16 protein-coding genes are annotated in these 14709 nt (G+C 62.7%); 12 read left to right on the plus strand and 4 right to left on the minus strand.

Translation table 11 applies throughout. The features are described from left to right. Window positions 1-50: 50 nt before the first annotated feature. The 4 genes from KGA88_RS24390 to KGA88_RS24405 are packed head-to-tail and all read right to left on the minus strand — an operon-like array spanning window position 51 to window position 3756. Complete coding sequence (locus KGA88_RS24390) at window positions 51-842, minus strand: ABC transporter permease (RefSeq protein ID WP_110663034.1); 792 nt, start codon at window positions 840-842, stop codon at window positions 51-53. Beyond that, window positions 839-1570 carry an ABC transporter ATP-binding protein gene (locus tag KGA88_RS24395; RefSeq protein WP_110663032.1) on the minus strand — a complete coding sequence of 244 codons (732 nt, stop codon included), beginning with the start codon at window positions 1568-1570 and terminating at the stop codon, window positions 839-841. The genes KGA88_RS24390 and KGA88_RS24395 overlap by 4 nt, the downstream gene beginning before the upstream one ends. Beyond that, window positions 1567-2541 (minus strand): YVTN family beta-propeller repeat protein, encoded by a 975-nt coding sequence (locus tag KGA88_RS24400; RefSeq protein ID WP_223594740.1) that lies wholly within the window; start codon window positions 2539-2541, stop codon window positions 1567-1569. Before KGA88_RS24400 ends, KGA88_RS24395 begins: the two co-directional genes overlap by 4 nt. Window positions 2542-2571: 30 nt before the next feature. Further along, window positions 2572-3756: an ABC transporter substrate-binding protein gene (locus KGA88_RS24405; RefSeq protein ID WP_110661127.1), complete on the minus strand. Its 1185-nt coding sequence runs from the start codon at window positions 3754-3756 to the stop codon at window positions 2572-2574. Window positions 3757-3913: 157 nt separating this feature from the next. Between KGA88_RS24405 and KGA88_RS24410 the strand changes: the two genes are divergently transcribed. The 12 genes from KGA88_RS24410 (at window position 3914) to pqqE (ending at window position 14591) form a co-directional block, all read left to right on the plus strand. Next, window positions 3914-4078: a hypothetical protein gene (locus KGA88_RS24410; protein ID WP_181432096.1), complete on the plus strand. Its 165-nt coding sequence runs from the start codon at window positions 3914-3916 to the stop codon at window positions 4076-4078. A gap of 56 nt (window positions 4079-4134) precedes the next feature. After that, window positions 4135-4596, plus strand: coding sequence for a cytochrome c-550 PedF (gene pedF, locus KGA88_RS24415; RefSeq protein ID WP_110661128.1), 462 nt, complete (start codon window positions 4135-4137; stop codon window positions 4594-4596). A 3-nt stretch (window positions 4597-4599) separates the two neighbouring features. Continuing rightward, a complete protein-coding gene (locus KGA88_RS24420) occupies window positions 4600-5475 on the plus strand; it encodes a substrate-binding periplasmic protein (RefSeq protein ID WP_110661129.1) in 876 nt (291 codons plus the stop codon). A gap of 10 nt (window positions 5476-5485) precedes the next feature. Continuing rightward, complete coding sequence (locus KGA88_RS24425; protein ID WP_110661130.1) at window positions 5486-6247, plus strand: quinoprotein dehydrogenase-associated SoxYZ-like carrier; 762 nt, start codon at window positions 5486-5488, stop codon at window positions 6245-6247. Between the two features lie 16 nt (window positions 6248-6263). Further along, complete coding sequence (locus KGA88_RS24430; RefSeq protein ID WP_110661131.1) at window positions 6264-7202, plus strand: quinoprotein relay system zinc metallohydrolase 1; 939 nt, start codon at window positions 6264-6266, stop codon at window positions 7200-7202. A gap of 275 nt (window positions 7203-7477) precedes the next feature. Beyond that, window positions 7478-9253: a PQQ-dependent methanol/ethanol family dehydrogenase gene (locus tag KGA88_RS24435; protein WP_110661132.1), complete on the plus strand. Its 1776-nt coding sequence runs from the start codon at window positions 7478-7480 to the stop codon at window positions 9251-9253. A 259-nt stretch (window positions 9254-9512) separates the two neighbouring features. Then, window positions 9513-11033, plus strand: coding sequence for an aldehyde dehydrogenase family protein (locus tag KGA88_RS24440; protein WP_160387800.1), 1521 nt, complete (start codon window positions 9513-9515; stop codon window positions 11031-11033). Window positions 11034-11291: 258 nt separating this feature from the next. After that, window positions 11292-11363, plus strand: a complete 72-nt coding sequence (pqqA, locus tag KGA88_RS24445) for a pyrroloquinoline quinone precursor peptide PqqA (RefSeq protein WP_110660746.1) — start codon at window positions 11292-11294, stop codon at window positions 11361-11363. A 55-nt stretch (window positions 11364-11418) separates the two neighbouring features. Continuing rightward, complete coding sequence (gene pqqB, locus KGA88_RS24450; RefSeq protein ID WP_223594742.1) at window positions 11419-12333, plus strand: pyrroloquinoline quinone biosynthesis protein PqqB; 915 nt, start codon at window positions 11419-11421, stop codon at window positions 12331-12333. A gap of 116 nt (window positions 12334-12449) precedes the next feature. Continuing rightward, window positions 12450-13202, plus strand: coding sequence for a pyrroloquinoline-quinone synthase PqqC (gene pqqC, locus KGA88_RS24455; protein ID WP_110660743.1), 753 nt, complete (start codon window positions 12450-12452; stop codon window positions 13200-13202). After that, window positions 13199-13471, plus strand: coding sequence for a pyrroloquinoline quinone biosynthesis peptide chaperone PqqD (gene pqqD, locus KGA88_RS24460; RefSeq protein ID WP_110660742.1), 273 nt, complete (start codon window positions 13199-13201; stop codon window positions 13469-13471). Before pqqC ends, pqqD begins: the two co-directional genes overlap by 4 nt. Continuing rightward, window positions 13449-14591: a pyrroloquinoline quinone biosynthesis protein PqqE gene (gene pqqE, locus KGA88_RS24465; RefSeq protein ID WP_110660741.1), complete on the plus strand. Its 1143-nt coding sequence runs from the start codon at window positions 13449-13451 to the stop codon at window positions 14589-14591. The genes pqqD and pqqE overlap by 23 nt, the downstream gene beginning before the upstream one ends. Window positions 14592-14709 lie beyond the last annotated feature (118 nt).

Genomic DNA, 14709 nt, shown 5'->3' on the forward strand with positions numbered 1-14709 from the left:
ACACCGCGTCGTCTGGATCGCCAGCAAGCCGGCTCCTACAGAGGGGGGTGTCAGCTGGATTTGCGCAGGGCCGCATGCTGCGGGTTGAACGTCAGTACGGCGAGCAGCGCAAACAGCAGCGTCAGCCCCGAGCACACCGCCAGCGCCAGCGGATTGAAGCGTTCATACAGGGCAAAACGCACCAGCTCCACCGCATGGGTGAACGGATTCAGTGCGCATAGCCAATACAGCCACTCACTGGCCTCGCGCATCTTCCACAGCGGATACAGCGCCGACGACAGGAAAAACAGCGGGAAGATCACGAAATTCATTACCCCGGCGAAGTTCTCCAGCTGGCGGATCGCGTTCGACAGCAACAGGCCCAGTGCGCTGAGCATCAACGCCACCAGCAGCAGGGCCGGCAACGCCAGCAACAAGCCCATGGCCGGTGGCCGCACGCCGTAGACCCAGGCAATCGCCAGGAACGCATACACCTGCAACAGCGAAATCAGCGAGGTGGCCAACAGTTTGCTGCACAGCAGAAAGGTTCGGGGCAGGGGGCTGGTCAGCAACACGCGCATGCTGCCCATCTCGCGGTCGTAGACCATCGACAGTGACCCCTGCATGCCATTGAACAGCAGGATCATGCAGGCCAACCCGGGAATGATGTAGACCTCATAGGGGATGTAGGTGTCGTAGGGCTCGATGATCGCGATTCCCAGCGCTGCGCGAAAACCCGCGGCGAACACCAGCAGCCACAGCAGCGGCCGCACCAGGGCGCTGAGAAATCGCGTGCGTTGCAGCACAAAGCGCAGCCATTCGCGCAGCACGATACCGCTGAAGCATTGCCAGTAAGCGTTCATTGGGCAGCTCCTGATGTTGTCAGGCGGGTGAAGGCCGAACCGAGGTCACCGCCGTGTTCCAGGCTCAGGGCATCGGCCTGTCCGCTGGCTACCAGCCGGCCCTGATGCAGGATCAGCAAGTCATCGCTGGGCTGTACTTCATCGAGCAGGTGGGTGGTCCAGAGCACGCTGATGCGTTCCTCGCGACACAGGCTGCGGATGTGCTGGTTGAGCGCCAGGCGGCTCGCCGGGTCGAGGCCGACACTGGCTTCATCGAGCAGCAACAGACGCGGTTGATGCAACAGGGCGCGGGCAATTTCCACCCGGCGACGATGGCCGCCATTGAGTTCACGCACCCGTTCGCGGCGGCGTTCGGTCAGGGTCTGGCGGGCCAGTTCAGCGTCGACCCGAAGGTCGGTCTCACGCCGGGACAAGCCATGCAATGCCGCGTGATAACGCAGGTTCTGCTCGACGCTGAGGTCCAGGTCCAGGGTGCTTTGCTGGAACACCACGCCCAGTTGCCTGAGTGCCGGGCGTGGCGCGCTGCGCAATGAACAGCCACCGATGCGGATCTCGCCGTGCTGCAGATCATAGAGCCGGGTCAGCAGGGCAATCAGGGTCGACTTGCCCGCGCCGTTGGGTCCCAGCAGCGCGGCGAAGCGCCCGGGTTCCAGGCTGAAACTCACCTTGCGCAAGGCCTCTCGGGCACCGTAGGCAAAGCTCAGGTCGCTGACTTCAAGGGCGTTCATGGCGTCACCACCACGCCCCAGGGATAGCGCCCGACCTTCACCGATTTGCTCACCTTGAGGCTGTCGACATCGATCACCGAGACATCGCCGCTGACGCCGTTGGTGGCCAGCAGTTGTTTCTGATCCGGGGTGAACGCCATCTGCCAGACCCGTCGACCCACCAGCAGGTAATCGAGAATCTCGAAGGTCCTGGCATCGATCACCGCCACATGATTGGCCGGGCCCAGTGCGACAAAACCGTATTTGCCATCGGCGCTGAGCTTGATGCCGACCGGCTGGACCTTGTCCGGGTGCACGCCCTTGATCTGGAAGTTCAGGGTCTTGAGCACGGTGCGACTGGCTACATCGAGAATGGTCACGGTGCCGCCGATTTCCGCCGAGGCCCAGAGCTGGGCGCCATCGGGGGAGAACTCGACGAAGCGCGGGCGCTGGTCCACCAGGGTGCTGTCGGCCAGGGTCTGGGTGCTGGTGTCGATCCAGTGCAGCATGTTGGTGGTTTCGCTGGTGTTGACCGCCCACTTGCCGTCAGGACTGACGGCCATGCCTTCGGGTTCTACACCGACGTTGATTTGGCCGAGCACCTTGGAGGTCTCGGTGTCGATCACCGTGACCAGCGCATCGTCTTCGTTGGAGACGTACAACCAGCGATTGTTCGGGTGCAGGGCGAATTGTTCAGGGTCTTTGCCCGAGGGCAGTTCCTTGATGATCTTGCGCGTGGCCACGTCCATCACCTGGACCCGGTCCGAGTCACTGGCGCAGATGTACAGCAGCTTGTTGTCATGGGACAGCAGCAGGCCGCGGGGGCGCTGGCCGACGGGCAGGGTGTCGGTGACTTGCAGGGTCTGCAGGTCGATCAGGCTCAGGCTGTTGTCCTTTTCGTTGGAGACCCAGGCTGTGCTGGCAACGGCATGGCCTGCGGCGAGCAGCATGGCCCAAGAAAGCAGGGAGCGGCAGAGCAGGGTGCGGCGCATGGCGGATTCCTTGTTGTTGTGATTATCGGATCAGGGAAAGCGGCAGCTGACCTCGGGTTTGTCGTAGCCCAGGCTGTCCATCTCGTTGAACGGGTGCAGAAAGCCATCCTGGGGTGAGGTGCTGACCAGCGCTCGCGGCTGGACGATGGGAATCGGCTGGCGCAACTGGCCGTTCCACGGCCGGTAGCTGAGCTTGCGGCCCTTGAAACCGTCGAGTGGCAACTGGTCGCTGATTTCCAGCGTACGGATCGCCATCGGCTCGGCCTGGCGCAGTTTGCTCACGGCGCTGGCGATACTGCGCACGGCCATCCACGCGGCGAAATCGCGGTCATTCATCCAGCGCCCGGTCAGGGCTTCGAAACGTTTTTGCAGCTGCGCGGCGCCATAAGTTTCCACGGTCTTGTGCCAGCCCACCGGGGTCAGGCCCTGGGTGCCGGCGACCGGACGCGGGTACCAGGTCTGGTAGGGCACGTATTCACCGAAGTCGCCGCGTTCATCGGCCACCAGCACCACGTCGTACTCGGCGGTCTGGGTGAACAGCGGCATATCCGCCTGGGCGCTGCGGCGTTGGTCGTTATCGAAGCTCCAGGTTTTTTCCGCCACCAGTTGCAAGCCAAAGCGCTTGGCCCCGCGGCGCAGGGCGGCGGCATAGGCTTGATCGTCCGGCGTCGGGCCGACAATCAGCAGTGCCCGCTGCCATTTGCGCAGCACCAGAAACTGCGCCAGGGCATCGGCGAGCATCGCCCGGCTCGGCAAGGTGTGCAGCACGTTGGGCAGGCAATCGGTGGTGCGCAGGCTGTCATCGGGGCTACCGGCGTTGAACAGCAAGCTGTCGGGCAGTGCTGCACTCAATTGGCGCAGGCTGGTCGCGGGGGCATTCACCACAAACAGGCGCAGGCCTTGTTCATGCTGCACCTTTGCCGCTTCGAGCAAGGCCTCGGGGCTGTCGACACTGGCGCTGATCAGGCTGTAGCCGTGGTTGAGAAAACGCCCGGTGCTGTTGCTGTCGGTGATCGCCAGTTCGGCGCCGCGCAGCCCGGCATCGGTGGGCTCGGGGATGACGTTCGACAGCAGCGGCCCGGGATCGGGGCGATAACCCAGGTAGCCGATCCGCACCTGCAAGAGCGCATCGGCGGCCTGGCTCTGGGTAGCCAGGCCGGCGGCGCAGGCAATCGCCAGCAGGTAGATCAGGGCGTAAGGGGCAAGCTCGCGCATAAGGCACTCCATTACAGGTAGCGCCAGCATAGGAAGGCTGTGGTGCAGTGAAAATATGCAGAAAGTACCGAAGGGCCAGTACCAAGGTAGTAGACCGCCACGCGCGGCGCGGTTCTAGCATGGGCAACCACGGCCTTTGATCTGGAGGGGATTAACCATGCGTATCGTCAAAGCACTGCTCCTGCCGTTCCTGTTGATCCTGACCCTGATCGGCGTTGACCGGCTCCACGGCCCGCGTCCCGTGTCCACCGATAGCCTTACGACCAAGGGAGTAGGCGGCGACCACCAAAGCAGCATGGGGTCTGGGCGCAGGGCTTTCTAAGATGGCTGCCATAGCCTCTGCCAAGAGGTTTTGCGTGCAATCCAGAGGGCATAACAATGACAACAAAACGCAACGCCTTGCTCGTGACCGGGCTATTGGCCGGTTTGATCAGCGCAGGTTCCGTCTGGGCCCACGGCAACGTGGTGCCACAAGCCGTGGCCACCCCGGGGCTGACCCCGATCAAGGACGCCGGAGTGCAACTCGATGCCGATGGCTGGGCCGCGGTGAACCCGTATCGCACCGCTGCGGAACACGACAAGGCAGTGGAAATCGGTGCCTCGGCCTACACCCAGAACTGCGCGGCCTGTCATGGCCTGGAAGCCAAGTCCGGCGGTATCGCCCCCGACTTGCGCATGCTCGATGTCGGTGAGGCGGGCGATGAATGGTTCGCCGAACGGGTGCGCCATGGCGCGGTGCGCGACGGTCGGGTGTACATGCCGAAGATGGCCGACTACCTGAGCCAGGAAGCCCTGTGGGCGGTGCGCACTTATCTGGACACTGTGCACGTCGAGGAGTGACCCATGCGCCTGCTCGCGGTGTTGATCAGCGCTCTGTGGCTGTGCTGCCAGGCGGCGCAGGCGCAGGTTCGCAACTACGACGAAATGATCGCCGCCGGGGAGCTGAAGGTGGCGGTCTACAAGGACTTCGCGCCCTACAGTTTTGAACGCGCCGGCAAACCCCAGGGTGTCGATGTCGAACTCGCCGAGGCCCTGGCCAAGGCGCTAGGCGTGCGCCTGACGCTGATCTGGGCGCCGGCCGGGGAAAAGCTCGATGACGACCTGCGCGATTACATCTGGCGTGCCAGTGCCTTGCACAACCAGCAACTGGCCGACCTGATGATGCGCGTGCCCTACGACCGTGACTACGCGCAGAAGCGTAACGAACTCGGCGAACTGGAAAATGGCCACGTGGTGATGTTCGGTCCGTACCAGAACGAGCAGTGGCAGGTGGCCTATGACCGCCGGCGGCTGGACAAGGTCGCCAGCGTCGCGGTGTTCGAGCAGCACCCGATTGGTGTCGAAGTCGACAGCGTGCCGTCGTTCTACCTGACCTCGGTGTTCAACGGCATGCTCGCCGGCAAGACCCATCACTATCCGGGCGTACCCCAGGCGTTTGCCGCGATGAAGGCCGGTGAGGTCGACGCGGTGATGGCCATGCGCGGTGAAATCGACTGGCAGGTCCATGAAGCGGCCGACCCGCAAGTGGCACTGGCAGAAAATGCCTATCCGAACATGGGCAAGCAACTCTGGGAAATCGGCATGGCGGTGCACGAAAGCAACCGTCAACTGGCCTATGCCGTGGAGGAGGCGCTGGAAGCGCTTATCCGCGAGGGTTCGGTGAAGACCATCTACGGCCATTACGGCCTGCAATACGACGTACCCGAGATGTATCAATAAGGAGCAGGCGATGAAATGGCGAGGGAGTTGTCTGTTGGCTTGCTGGTTAAGCCTGGCGGCACAGGCTGGCGCTATCGATCCCGGTAAAGACCCGGTGCCATCGGTGATGTGGGCCTTCTATCACCAGCAGTTCCTGGGCAATGCGCCGTTCGTTTTCGATGAGCGGGTCAAGCTGCTGGCGCCGCCGTTTGCCGAAGATGCCCGGCAGGTACCGCTGGAAATCGACGCCAGGGCGTTCAAGGGCGAGGTGGTGAAAATCCTCGCCTGGGCAGAACTTAACCCTTTGCCGAAAATCGTCGACTTCCAGCCGCTGAATTCGGTTTTGCCCTGGCTGTCGTTGCGCATTCGCATCGAACAGGCCACGCCCTTGCGCGCGGCGGTGTTGACCCGTGACGGGTTGTGGCATGTCGGCTCGACCCTGATTGACGCAGCGGGTGGCGGCTGCACCGCACCGAGCGTGGTTCGGAATCAACCGGGCTGGGAAGAGCGCATTGGCGAAGTGCTCGGCGGGCGCTATCCCCGGGGCGAATTCAGCCGTTTGCGATTGCAGGTGGCCCATCCCATGGACAACGGCATGGTCAGCGGCATCCCGGAATTCTTCATCAACCATGCCGAGCTGCGCGACCACAACGAGCAAGTGCTGGCCCGGCTGGAGCTGTTTCCCGCGGTCAGCGAAAACCCCAACCTGGCCTTCGACATCGAAGGGGCAGGGCAAACGCGCCTGCTGCTGCGGGACAACAGCGGCAATGAGTTCGATGCGTCGATCCCCTGACCCCAAGGAGCGTGGCATGCGCTGGATCCTGTTGATGGTGCTGAGCGTCAGTCTGCCGGCCCTGGCCGATCTCGAATATTCACTCAAGCCTCGGCAGATCGCCCAGGACACCTGGCTGCTGGAAGGCAGCACCGATAATTTCGCCAAGGCCAACGGCGGCAACATCGTCAACACCGCGTTCATCGTCACCGAACGCGGTGTGGTAGTGATCGACACCGGGCCGTCCCGGCGTTACGGCGAAGCGATGCGCAAGGCCATTGCCGCCACCACCGACAAGCCGGTGATCGAGGTCTTGCTGACCCATCACCACCCGGACCATGTGCTGGGCAACCAAGCCTTCAGCGACGTGCCGATCGGCGCCCTGGCCGGCACCACCGAGCTACTGCATCAGCAAGGCGATGCCATGGCCGAGAATATGTACCGCATGGTCGGCGACTGGATGCGTGGCACCGAAGTGGTGTTGCCGACCCAGGCGTTGGCACCCGGGGTGAAAAGTTTTGGGAATCACGATCTGCGTCTGCTGAGCCTGGGTGGGCATACGGGCGCGGATCTGGCTATTCTCGACCAGCAAACCGGCGTGTTGTTTGCCGGGGACCTGGTGTTTTATCAACGGGCGCTGACCACGCCCAACAGTCCAGGGCTGGCGGTGTGGCTGGCGGACATCGCGACCCTGCAAGGCTTGCCCTGGACGCAGGTCGTGCCGGGCCATGGACCGGTGTCGAGCGATCCACAACCGTTCGAGCAGATGCGCGATTACCTGACCTGGCTCGATCAGCTGATGCGCGACGGCGCGGCCAATGGCAGCGACATGGCCGAGATGATCCGCAGCCCCATCCCCGAACGCTTCGCCGGGATCAACCTGAGCCGCTATGAACTGATCCGCAGCGTCAGCCATCTGTACCCGCGTTACGAGCGTGAGCGGATGACGCGGGTGGATTCCAACGCAAATAACTGACCCACCCCGATCTAATGTGGGAGCGGGCTTGCTCGCGAAGAGGCCGACACATTCAACATCGATGTCGCCTGACACTCCGTCTTCGCGAGCAAGCCCGCTCCCACAAGGGATCTATGCCGGACACAAAATTCGCTGCTCATCTCCTCCCACCCTGTACGAAGGAACTAGCAATCTCCTCATTGCGGGCAATTGTTGCTAGGGCGGCGGCGCTCAAGAATCTGCACCAGACCGGGAAAATTTTCCGGAAATAACAAAAATCCGCAGAGGAAGCCGTCATGACCCAACCCGCACGTCGCCAGCCCTTCGTCTTGAGCCTGCTGCTCAGTGCCATGCTGTTGTCCGGCCAGGCATTGGCCGGGGTTTCCGACCAGGACATTCTCCAGGACCCGAAGAACCCGGAACAGGTCGTGACCAACGGCCTCGGCGTTCAGGGGCAGCGCTACAGCCCGCTGGATATTCTCAACGTCGACAACGTCAAGGAACTGCGCCCGGCGTGGGCGTTTTCCTTCGGCGGTGAAAAACAGCGTGGCCAGCAAGCGCAGCCGATGGTCAAGGACGGCGTGATGTACATGACCGGTTCCTACTCCCGGGTGTTCGCCGTGGATGCGCGCACCGGCAAGAAACTCTGGCAATACGATGCACGCCTGCCCGATGACATCCGCCCTTGCTGCGACGTGATCAACCGTGGCGTCGCTCTGTATGGCGATCTGGTGATTTTCGGCACTCTCGACGCCAAGCTCGTGGCGCTGAACAAAGACACCGGCAAGGTGGTGTGGAGCAAGAAAGTCGCCGACCACAAGGAAGGCTACTCGATCAGCGCCGCGCCGCTGGTGATCAACGGCAAGCTGATTACCGGCGTGGCCGGTGGCGAGTTCGGCGTGGTGGGCAAGATCGAGGCCTACGACCCGAAAAACGGTGATCTGCTGTGGACCCGGCCGACGGTCGAAGGCCATATGGGCTACGTCTACAAGGACGGCAAAGCGGTGGAGAACGGCATCTCCGGCGGCGAAGCGGGCAAGACCTGGCCGGGTGATCTGTGGAAAACCGGCGGCGCGGCCCCTTGGTTGGGCGGCTATTACGACCCGGAAACCAACCTGCTGCTGTTCGGTACCGGCAACCCGGCGCCGTGGAACTCGCACCTGCGCCCTGGCGACAACCTGTACTCGTCGTCGCGCCTGGCGCTCAACCCGGACGACGGCACCATCAAGTGGCACTTCCAGAGCACGCCCCACGACGGTTGGGACTACGATGGCGTGAACGAGCTGGTGTCGTTCAACTACAGCGAAGGTGGCAAGGAGATCAAGGCGGCGGCCACTGCCGACCGTAACGGTTTCTTCTACGTGCTGGATCGCACCAACGGCAAATTCATCCGTGGCTTCCCGTTCGTGGACAAGATCACCTGGGCCACCGGCCTGGATAAGAACGGCCGGCCGATCTACAACGAGGCCAGTCGTCCCGGTGCCCCGGGCTCCGAAGTCAAGGGCAGTTCGGTGTTTGTCGCGCCGGCGTTCCTCGGCGCGAAAAACTGGATGCCGATGGCTTACAACCAGGACACCGGGCTGTTCTATGTGCCGTCCAACGAATGGGGCATGGACATCTGGAACGAAGGCATCGCCTACAAGAAAGGCGCGGCATTCCTCGGCGCCGGCTTCACCATCAAGCCGTTGAACGAAGACTACATCGGCGTGCTGCGGGCCATCGATCCGAAAACCGGCAAGGAAGTCTGGCGCCACAAGAACTACGCGCCGCTGTGGGGCGGGGTGCTGACCACCAAGGGCAACCTGGTGTTCACCGGCACGCCAGAAGGCTTCCTGCAGGCCTTCAACGCCAAGACCGGCGAAAAGGTCTGGGAATTCCAGACCGGCTCCGGCGTGCTCGGCTCGCCCATCACCTGGGAAATGGACGGCGAACAGTACGTCTCGGTGCTCTCCGGCTGGGGCGGTGCGGTACCGCTGTGGGGCGGTGAAGTGGCCAAGCGCATCAAGGACTTCAACCAGGGCGGCATGCTCTGGACCTTCAAGCTGCCTAAGGACCTTGTCGCTAAGCACTGATCCCGACTCCACCGCATAACCCCTGTAGGAGCGAGCCTGCTCGCGATGGTCGTCAACGATAACGCTGGAAACCTGATACCCCGTGGCGTTCTCGGGCTCATCGCGAGCAAGCTCGCTCCTACAGTGATCAGTGTGAAATCTACGACCAAATAACGAGAGCCCCTCCTGCCAACGATGCATTCGTCTGGCACGCGGGGCTCTCTAGTATCGGCTCATCGCCTGTCAGTACGACAGGCATCGACCCAGACAGAGGCCCACCATGATCTACGCACAACCCGGAACCCCAGGCGCCCTCATTACCTTCAAGCCGCGCTACGGCAACTTCATCGGTGGCGAGTTCGTCGCTCCGATCAATGGCGAGTACTTCACCAACACCTCGCCGGTCAACGGTGAAGTGATCGCCGAATTCCCGCGCTCCAGCGCCGCCGACATCGACAAGGCCCTGGACGCCGCCCATGCCGCAGCGGATGCCTGGGGCAAGACCTCGGCCCAGGACCGCTCCCTGGTGCTGCTGAAAATCGCCGATCGCATCGAGCAGAACCTTGAAGTGCTGGCCGTCACCGAAACCTGGGACAACGGCAAGGCCGTGCGCGAAACCCTGAACGCCGACGTGCCGCTGGCCGCCGACCACTTCCGTTACTTCGCTGGCTGCATCCGCGCCCAGGAAGGCGGGGCTGCCGAGATCAACGAGCTGACCACGGCCTATCACTTCCATGAGCCCCTGGGTGTGGTCGGGCAGATCATTCCGTGGAACTTCCCGCTGCTGATGGCCGCCTGGAAACTCGCCCCGGCCCTGGCCGCCGGCAACTGCATCGTACTCAAGCCTGCCGAGCAAACGCCGCTGTCGATCATGGTCTTCGCCGAGCTCATCGCCGACCTGCTGCCGGCGGGCGTGCTGAACATCGTCCAGGGTTTCGGTCGCGAAGCCGGCGAGGCCCTGGCCACCAGCAAACGCATCGCCAAGATCGCCTTCACCGGCTCGACCCCGGTGGGCGCGCACATCATGCATTGCGCCGCCGAGAACATCATCCCGAGCACCGTCGAACTGGGCGGCAAATCGCCGAACATCTTCTTCGAAGACATCATGAACGCTGAACCGGCGTTCATCGAAAAAGCCGCCGAAGGCCTGGTGCTGGCGTTCTTCAACCAGGGCGAAGTCTGCACCTGTCCGTCCCGGGCGCTGGTGCAGGAGTCGATCTATGAGCCGTTCATGGCCGAGGTGATGAAGAAGATCGTCAAGATCAAGCGCGGCAATCCGCTGGACACCGAGACCATGGTCGGCGCCCAGGCGTCCGAGCAGCAATACGACAAGATCCTCTCGTACCTGACCATTGCCCAGGAGGAGGGCGCCGAGCTGCTCACCGGCGGTGCGGCTGAACGTCTGGAAGGCGACCTGTCCAGCGGCTATTACATCCAGCCGACCCTGCTCAAGGGCCACAACAAGATGCGCGTGTTCCAGGAAGAAATCTTCGGCCCGGTGGTGGGTATCACCACCTTCAAGGACGAAGCGGAAGCCCTGGCGATTGCCAACGACAGCGAGTTCGGCCTCGGCGCCGGCCTGTGGACCCGCGACATCAACCGCGCCTACCGCATGGGCCGGGCGATCAAGGCCGGGCGCGTGTGGACCAACTGCTACCACCTGTACCCGGCGCATGCGGCGTTTGGTGGCTACAAGAAGTCCGGAGTCGGTCGGGAAAACCACAAGATGATGCTCGATCACTACCAGCAGACCAAAAACCTGCTGGTGAGCTACGACATCAATCCGCTGGGGTTCTTCTGATTCCTTAAACACGCCGCATAACCTGTGGGAGCGGGCTTGCTCGCGAATGCGGAGTGTCATTCAGCAGAGATGTTGACTGGCACACCGCCTTCGCGAGCAAGCCCGCTCCCACATGGGGTTTGTGTGATGCCAATGACCATGCAACACCCCCTACCAAATCACCCCGCAAACTCCTTCGAAAGTAGCATTCGGGCGCTCATCGCCCCGTGCATTAATGGCTCTACCGGAATCACCCGGGCACAAGAAGAGGAATGACCCATGTGGACTAAACCCGCGTTTATCGATCTGCGCATTGGCTTCGAAGTGACGATGTATTTCGCCAACCGTTGATTGATCACCCGGCCAGCGGATACGTTGGCCGGGCCTGCCTTCTGGAGCATCCGCCATGCACATCCGCGTTCTCGGTTCCGCCGCTGGCGGTGGATTCCCTCAGTGGAATTGCAACTGCCGCCAGTGCGCCGGTGCGCGCAATGGCAACGTGCGGGCACAGCGCCGTACGCAGTCGTCGATTGCCCTGAGTGACGACGGTGTGGAGTGGGTGCTGTGCAATGCGTCACCGGACATTCGCGCGCAACTCGAGAGTTTTGCGCCACTGCAACCGGCGCGGCGCCTGCGTGACAGCGCCATCGCCGGCATCGTGCTGCTGGACAGCCAGATTGACCATTGCACCGGTTTGCTCAGCCTGCGTGAAGGTTGCCCGCATGCGGTGTGGTGCACCGAGCGCGTGCACCAGGACCTGAGCAGCGGTTTCCCGTTGTTCAACATGCTGGAGCACTGGAACGGCGGGTTGCAATGGCAACCGGTCGGTCTCGATCGCCAGCCGTTCAGCATCCCGGCCTGCGGGCATTTGCAATTTCGAGCGATACCCCTGGTGAGCAACGCGCCACCGTATTCGCCCAATCGCGGCAATCCGCAACCGGGCGACACCATTGGCCTGTTCATTGAAGACCTGCGCAACGGCGCCTCGCTGTTCTATGCGCCGGGCCTTGGCCGAATCGACGGCGAAGTACTGGGCTGGATGCAGCGTGCCGATTGCCTGCTGCTGGACGGCACCCTGTGGCGCGACGACGAGATGCGCATCTGCGAAGTCGGCCAGAGCCTGGGCAGCGAAATGGGGCACCTCCCACAAAGCGGCCCCGACGGGATGCTTGAAGTGCTGGAGGGTTTCAACCGCCAGCGCAAGGTGCTGATCCACATCAACAACACCAATCCGATCCTCGATGAAGACTCGGCCGAGCGGGCGCTGCTGGAGCGGCGGGGTATTGAAGTGGCTTATGACGGCATGAGTATTGAGCTGTAGCGGCTGACCCCTTCGCGAGCAAGCCCGCTCCGACAGGAAACTGCATTCCAAATGTGGGAGCGGGCTTGCTCGCGAAGAGGCCAGTACAGGCACCGCAGAAGTTCCCGGAGAACAAAATGACTGACACCCCCATGTCCCCCACAGAATTCGAAGCCGCCCTGCGCGCCAAGGGCGCCTACTACCACATCCACCACCCCTTCCACCAAGCCATGTACGCCGGCCGCGCCAGCCGCGAGCAGATCCAGGGCTGGGTCGCCAATCGCTTCTACTATCAGGTCAACATCCCCCTGAAAGACGCCGCGATTCTCGCCAACTGTCCGGACCGCGACGTGCGCCGCGAATGGCTGCAACGGATTCTCGACCACGACGGCATCCCCGGCAGCGAGGGCGGCATCGAGGCCTGGCTGCGCCTGGGCGAAGCGGTGGGGCTGGATCGCGAGCAGATTCTGTCCCAGGAACTGGTGCTGCCCGGCGTGCGATTTGCCGTGGACGCCTACGTCAATTTCGCTCGTCGCGCCTGCTGGCAAGAAGCGGCCAGCAGTTCGCTGACCGAGCTCTTTGCGCCACAGATCCATCAGTCGCGACTCGACGCCTGGCCGACCCATTACCCGTGGATCGACGTCGCCGGCTACGACTATTTCCGCACGCGCCTGAGCCAGGCGCGGCGCGATGTCGAGCACGGCTTGCGCATAACCCTGGCGCACTACGTGACGGCCGAGGGGCAACAACGCATGCTGGAGATTCTGCAATTCAAGCTCGACGTGCTGTGGAGCATGCTCGATGCCATGAGCATGGCCTATGAGCTCGAACGCCCGCCGTATCACACGGTCACCGGCGACAACGTCTGGCACCGGGGGATCGCCCTGTGAGCCTGATCGATCGCCAGCAGTCACCGGCCTTGCGCCGCGGTTTTCGTCTGCAATGGGAGCCGCGCCAGGACTGCCACGTGCTGCTGTACCCCGAAGGCATGATCAAGCTCAACGCCAGTGCCGGACAGATTCTCGGCCTGGTGGATGGCCAGCGCAGCGTGGCGGCGATCATTGATCGATTGAGCGCCAGTTTCCCCGGGGTACCCGGGATCGACGAAGACGTGCTGGCGTTTCTGGAGGTGGCCCATGCGCAATTCTGGATCGAGTGAGACGTTGCCCGGACCGCCGTTGTGGCTGCTCGCCGAGCTGACCTACCGCTGTCCGCTGCAGTGCCCGTATTGCTCCAATCCACTGGATTTTGCCCGGCAGGGCGAGGAACTGGGCACGCAAGAATGGATTCGCGTATTCCGCGAAGCGCGGGACATGGGGGCCGCGCAACTGGGGTTTTCCGGTGGCGAGCCATTGGTGCGCCAGGACCTCGCCGAACTGATCAAGGCCGCCCGGGACATGGGCTACTACACCAACCTGATCACCTCCGGCATCGGCCTGACCGAGCAGAAGGTGCGCGACTTCAAGGTGGCCGGGCTGGACCATATCCAGATCAGCTTCCAGGCCGCCGACGAAGCGGTGAACAACATGCTCGCCGGTTCGCGCAAGGCCTTTGCCCAGAAACTCGCCATGGCCCGGGCGGTGAAAGCCCAGGGCTATCCGATGGTGCTGAACTTCGTCACCCATCGGCACAACATCGACCGGATCGCGCAGATCATCGAGCTGTGCCTGGAATTGGAGGCGGACTTTGTCGAGCTGGCCACCTGCCAATTCTATGGCTGGGCCGAACTCAACCGCGTCGGCCTGTTGCCCACTCGTGAGCAATTGCAGCGTGCCGAGCGCATCACCAATGAATACCGCGAGCGCCTTGAAGCCCAGGGCCACCCGTGCAAACTGATCTTCGTCACCCCGGACTACTACGAAGAGCGTCCCAAGACCTGCATGAACGGCTGGGCCAACCTGTTTCTCGACATCACCCCCGACGGCACGGCCTTGCCTTGCCACAGCGCCCGGCAGTTGCCGGTGCAATTTCCCAACGTGCGCGAGCACAGCCTCTCGCACATCTGGAACGACTCGTTCGGCTTCAATCGCTTTCGCGGCGATGACTGGATGAAGGAGCCGTGCCGCTCCTGCGATGAAAAGCACAAGGACCTGGGGGGATGTCGCTGCCAGGCTTTCATGCTGACCGGCGATGCCAGCAATGCCGACCCGGTGTGCAGCAAGTCGCCCCACCATGGGGTGATCCTCAAGGCCCGTGAAGAAGCTGAGGCTCCGGGGTTGGGGATGGAGCATCTGACGTTGCGTAACGCGAAGGCTTCGCAGCTGATCTATCGCGGATAAGCCTGGCGGCACAGATCTCCTGTGGGAGCGGGCTTGCTCGCGAAGGCGGAGTGTCAGTCACCATCAATATTGACTGACAGGGCCTCTTCGCGAGCAAGCCCGCTCCCACAGGGTTCTG

The sequence above is a fragment of the Pseudomonas sp. A-R-19 genome, from assembly GCF_019956575.1.
Taxonomy (GTDB): Bacteria; Pseudomonadota; Gammaproteobacteria; order Pseudomonadales; family Pseudomonadaceae; genus Aquipseudomonas.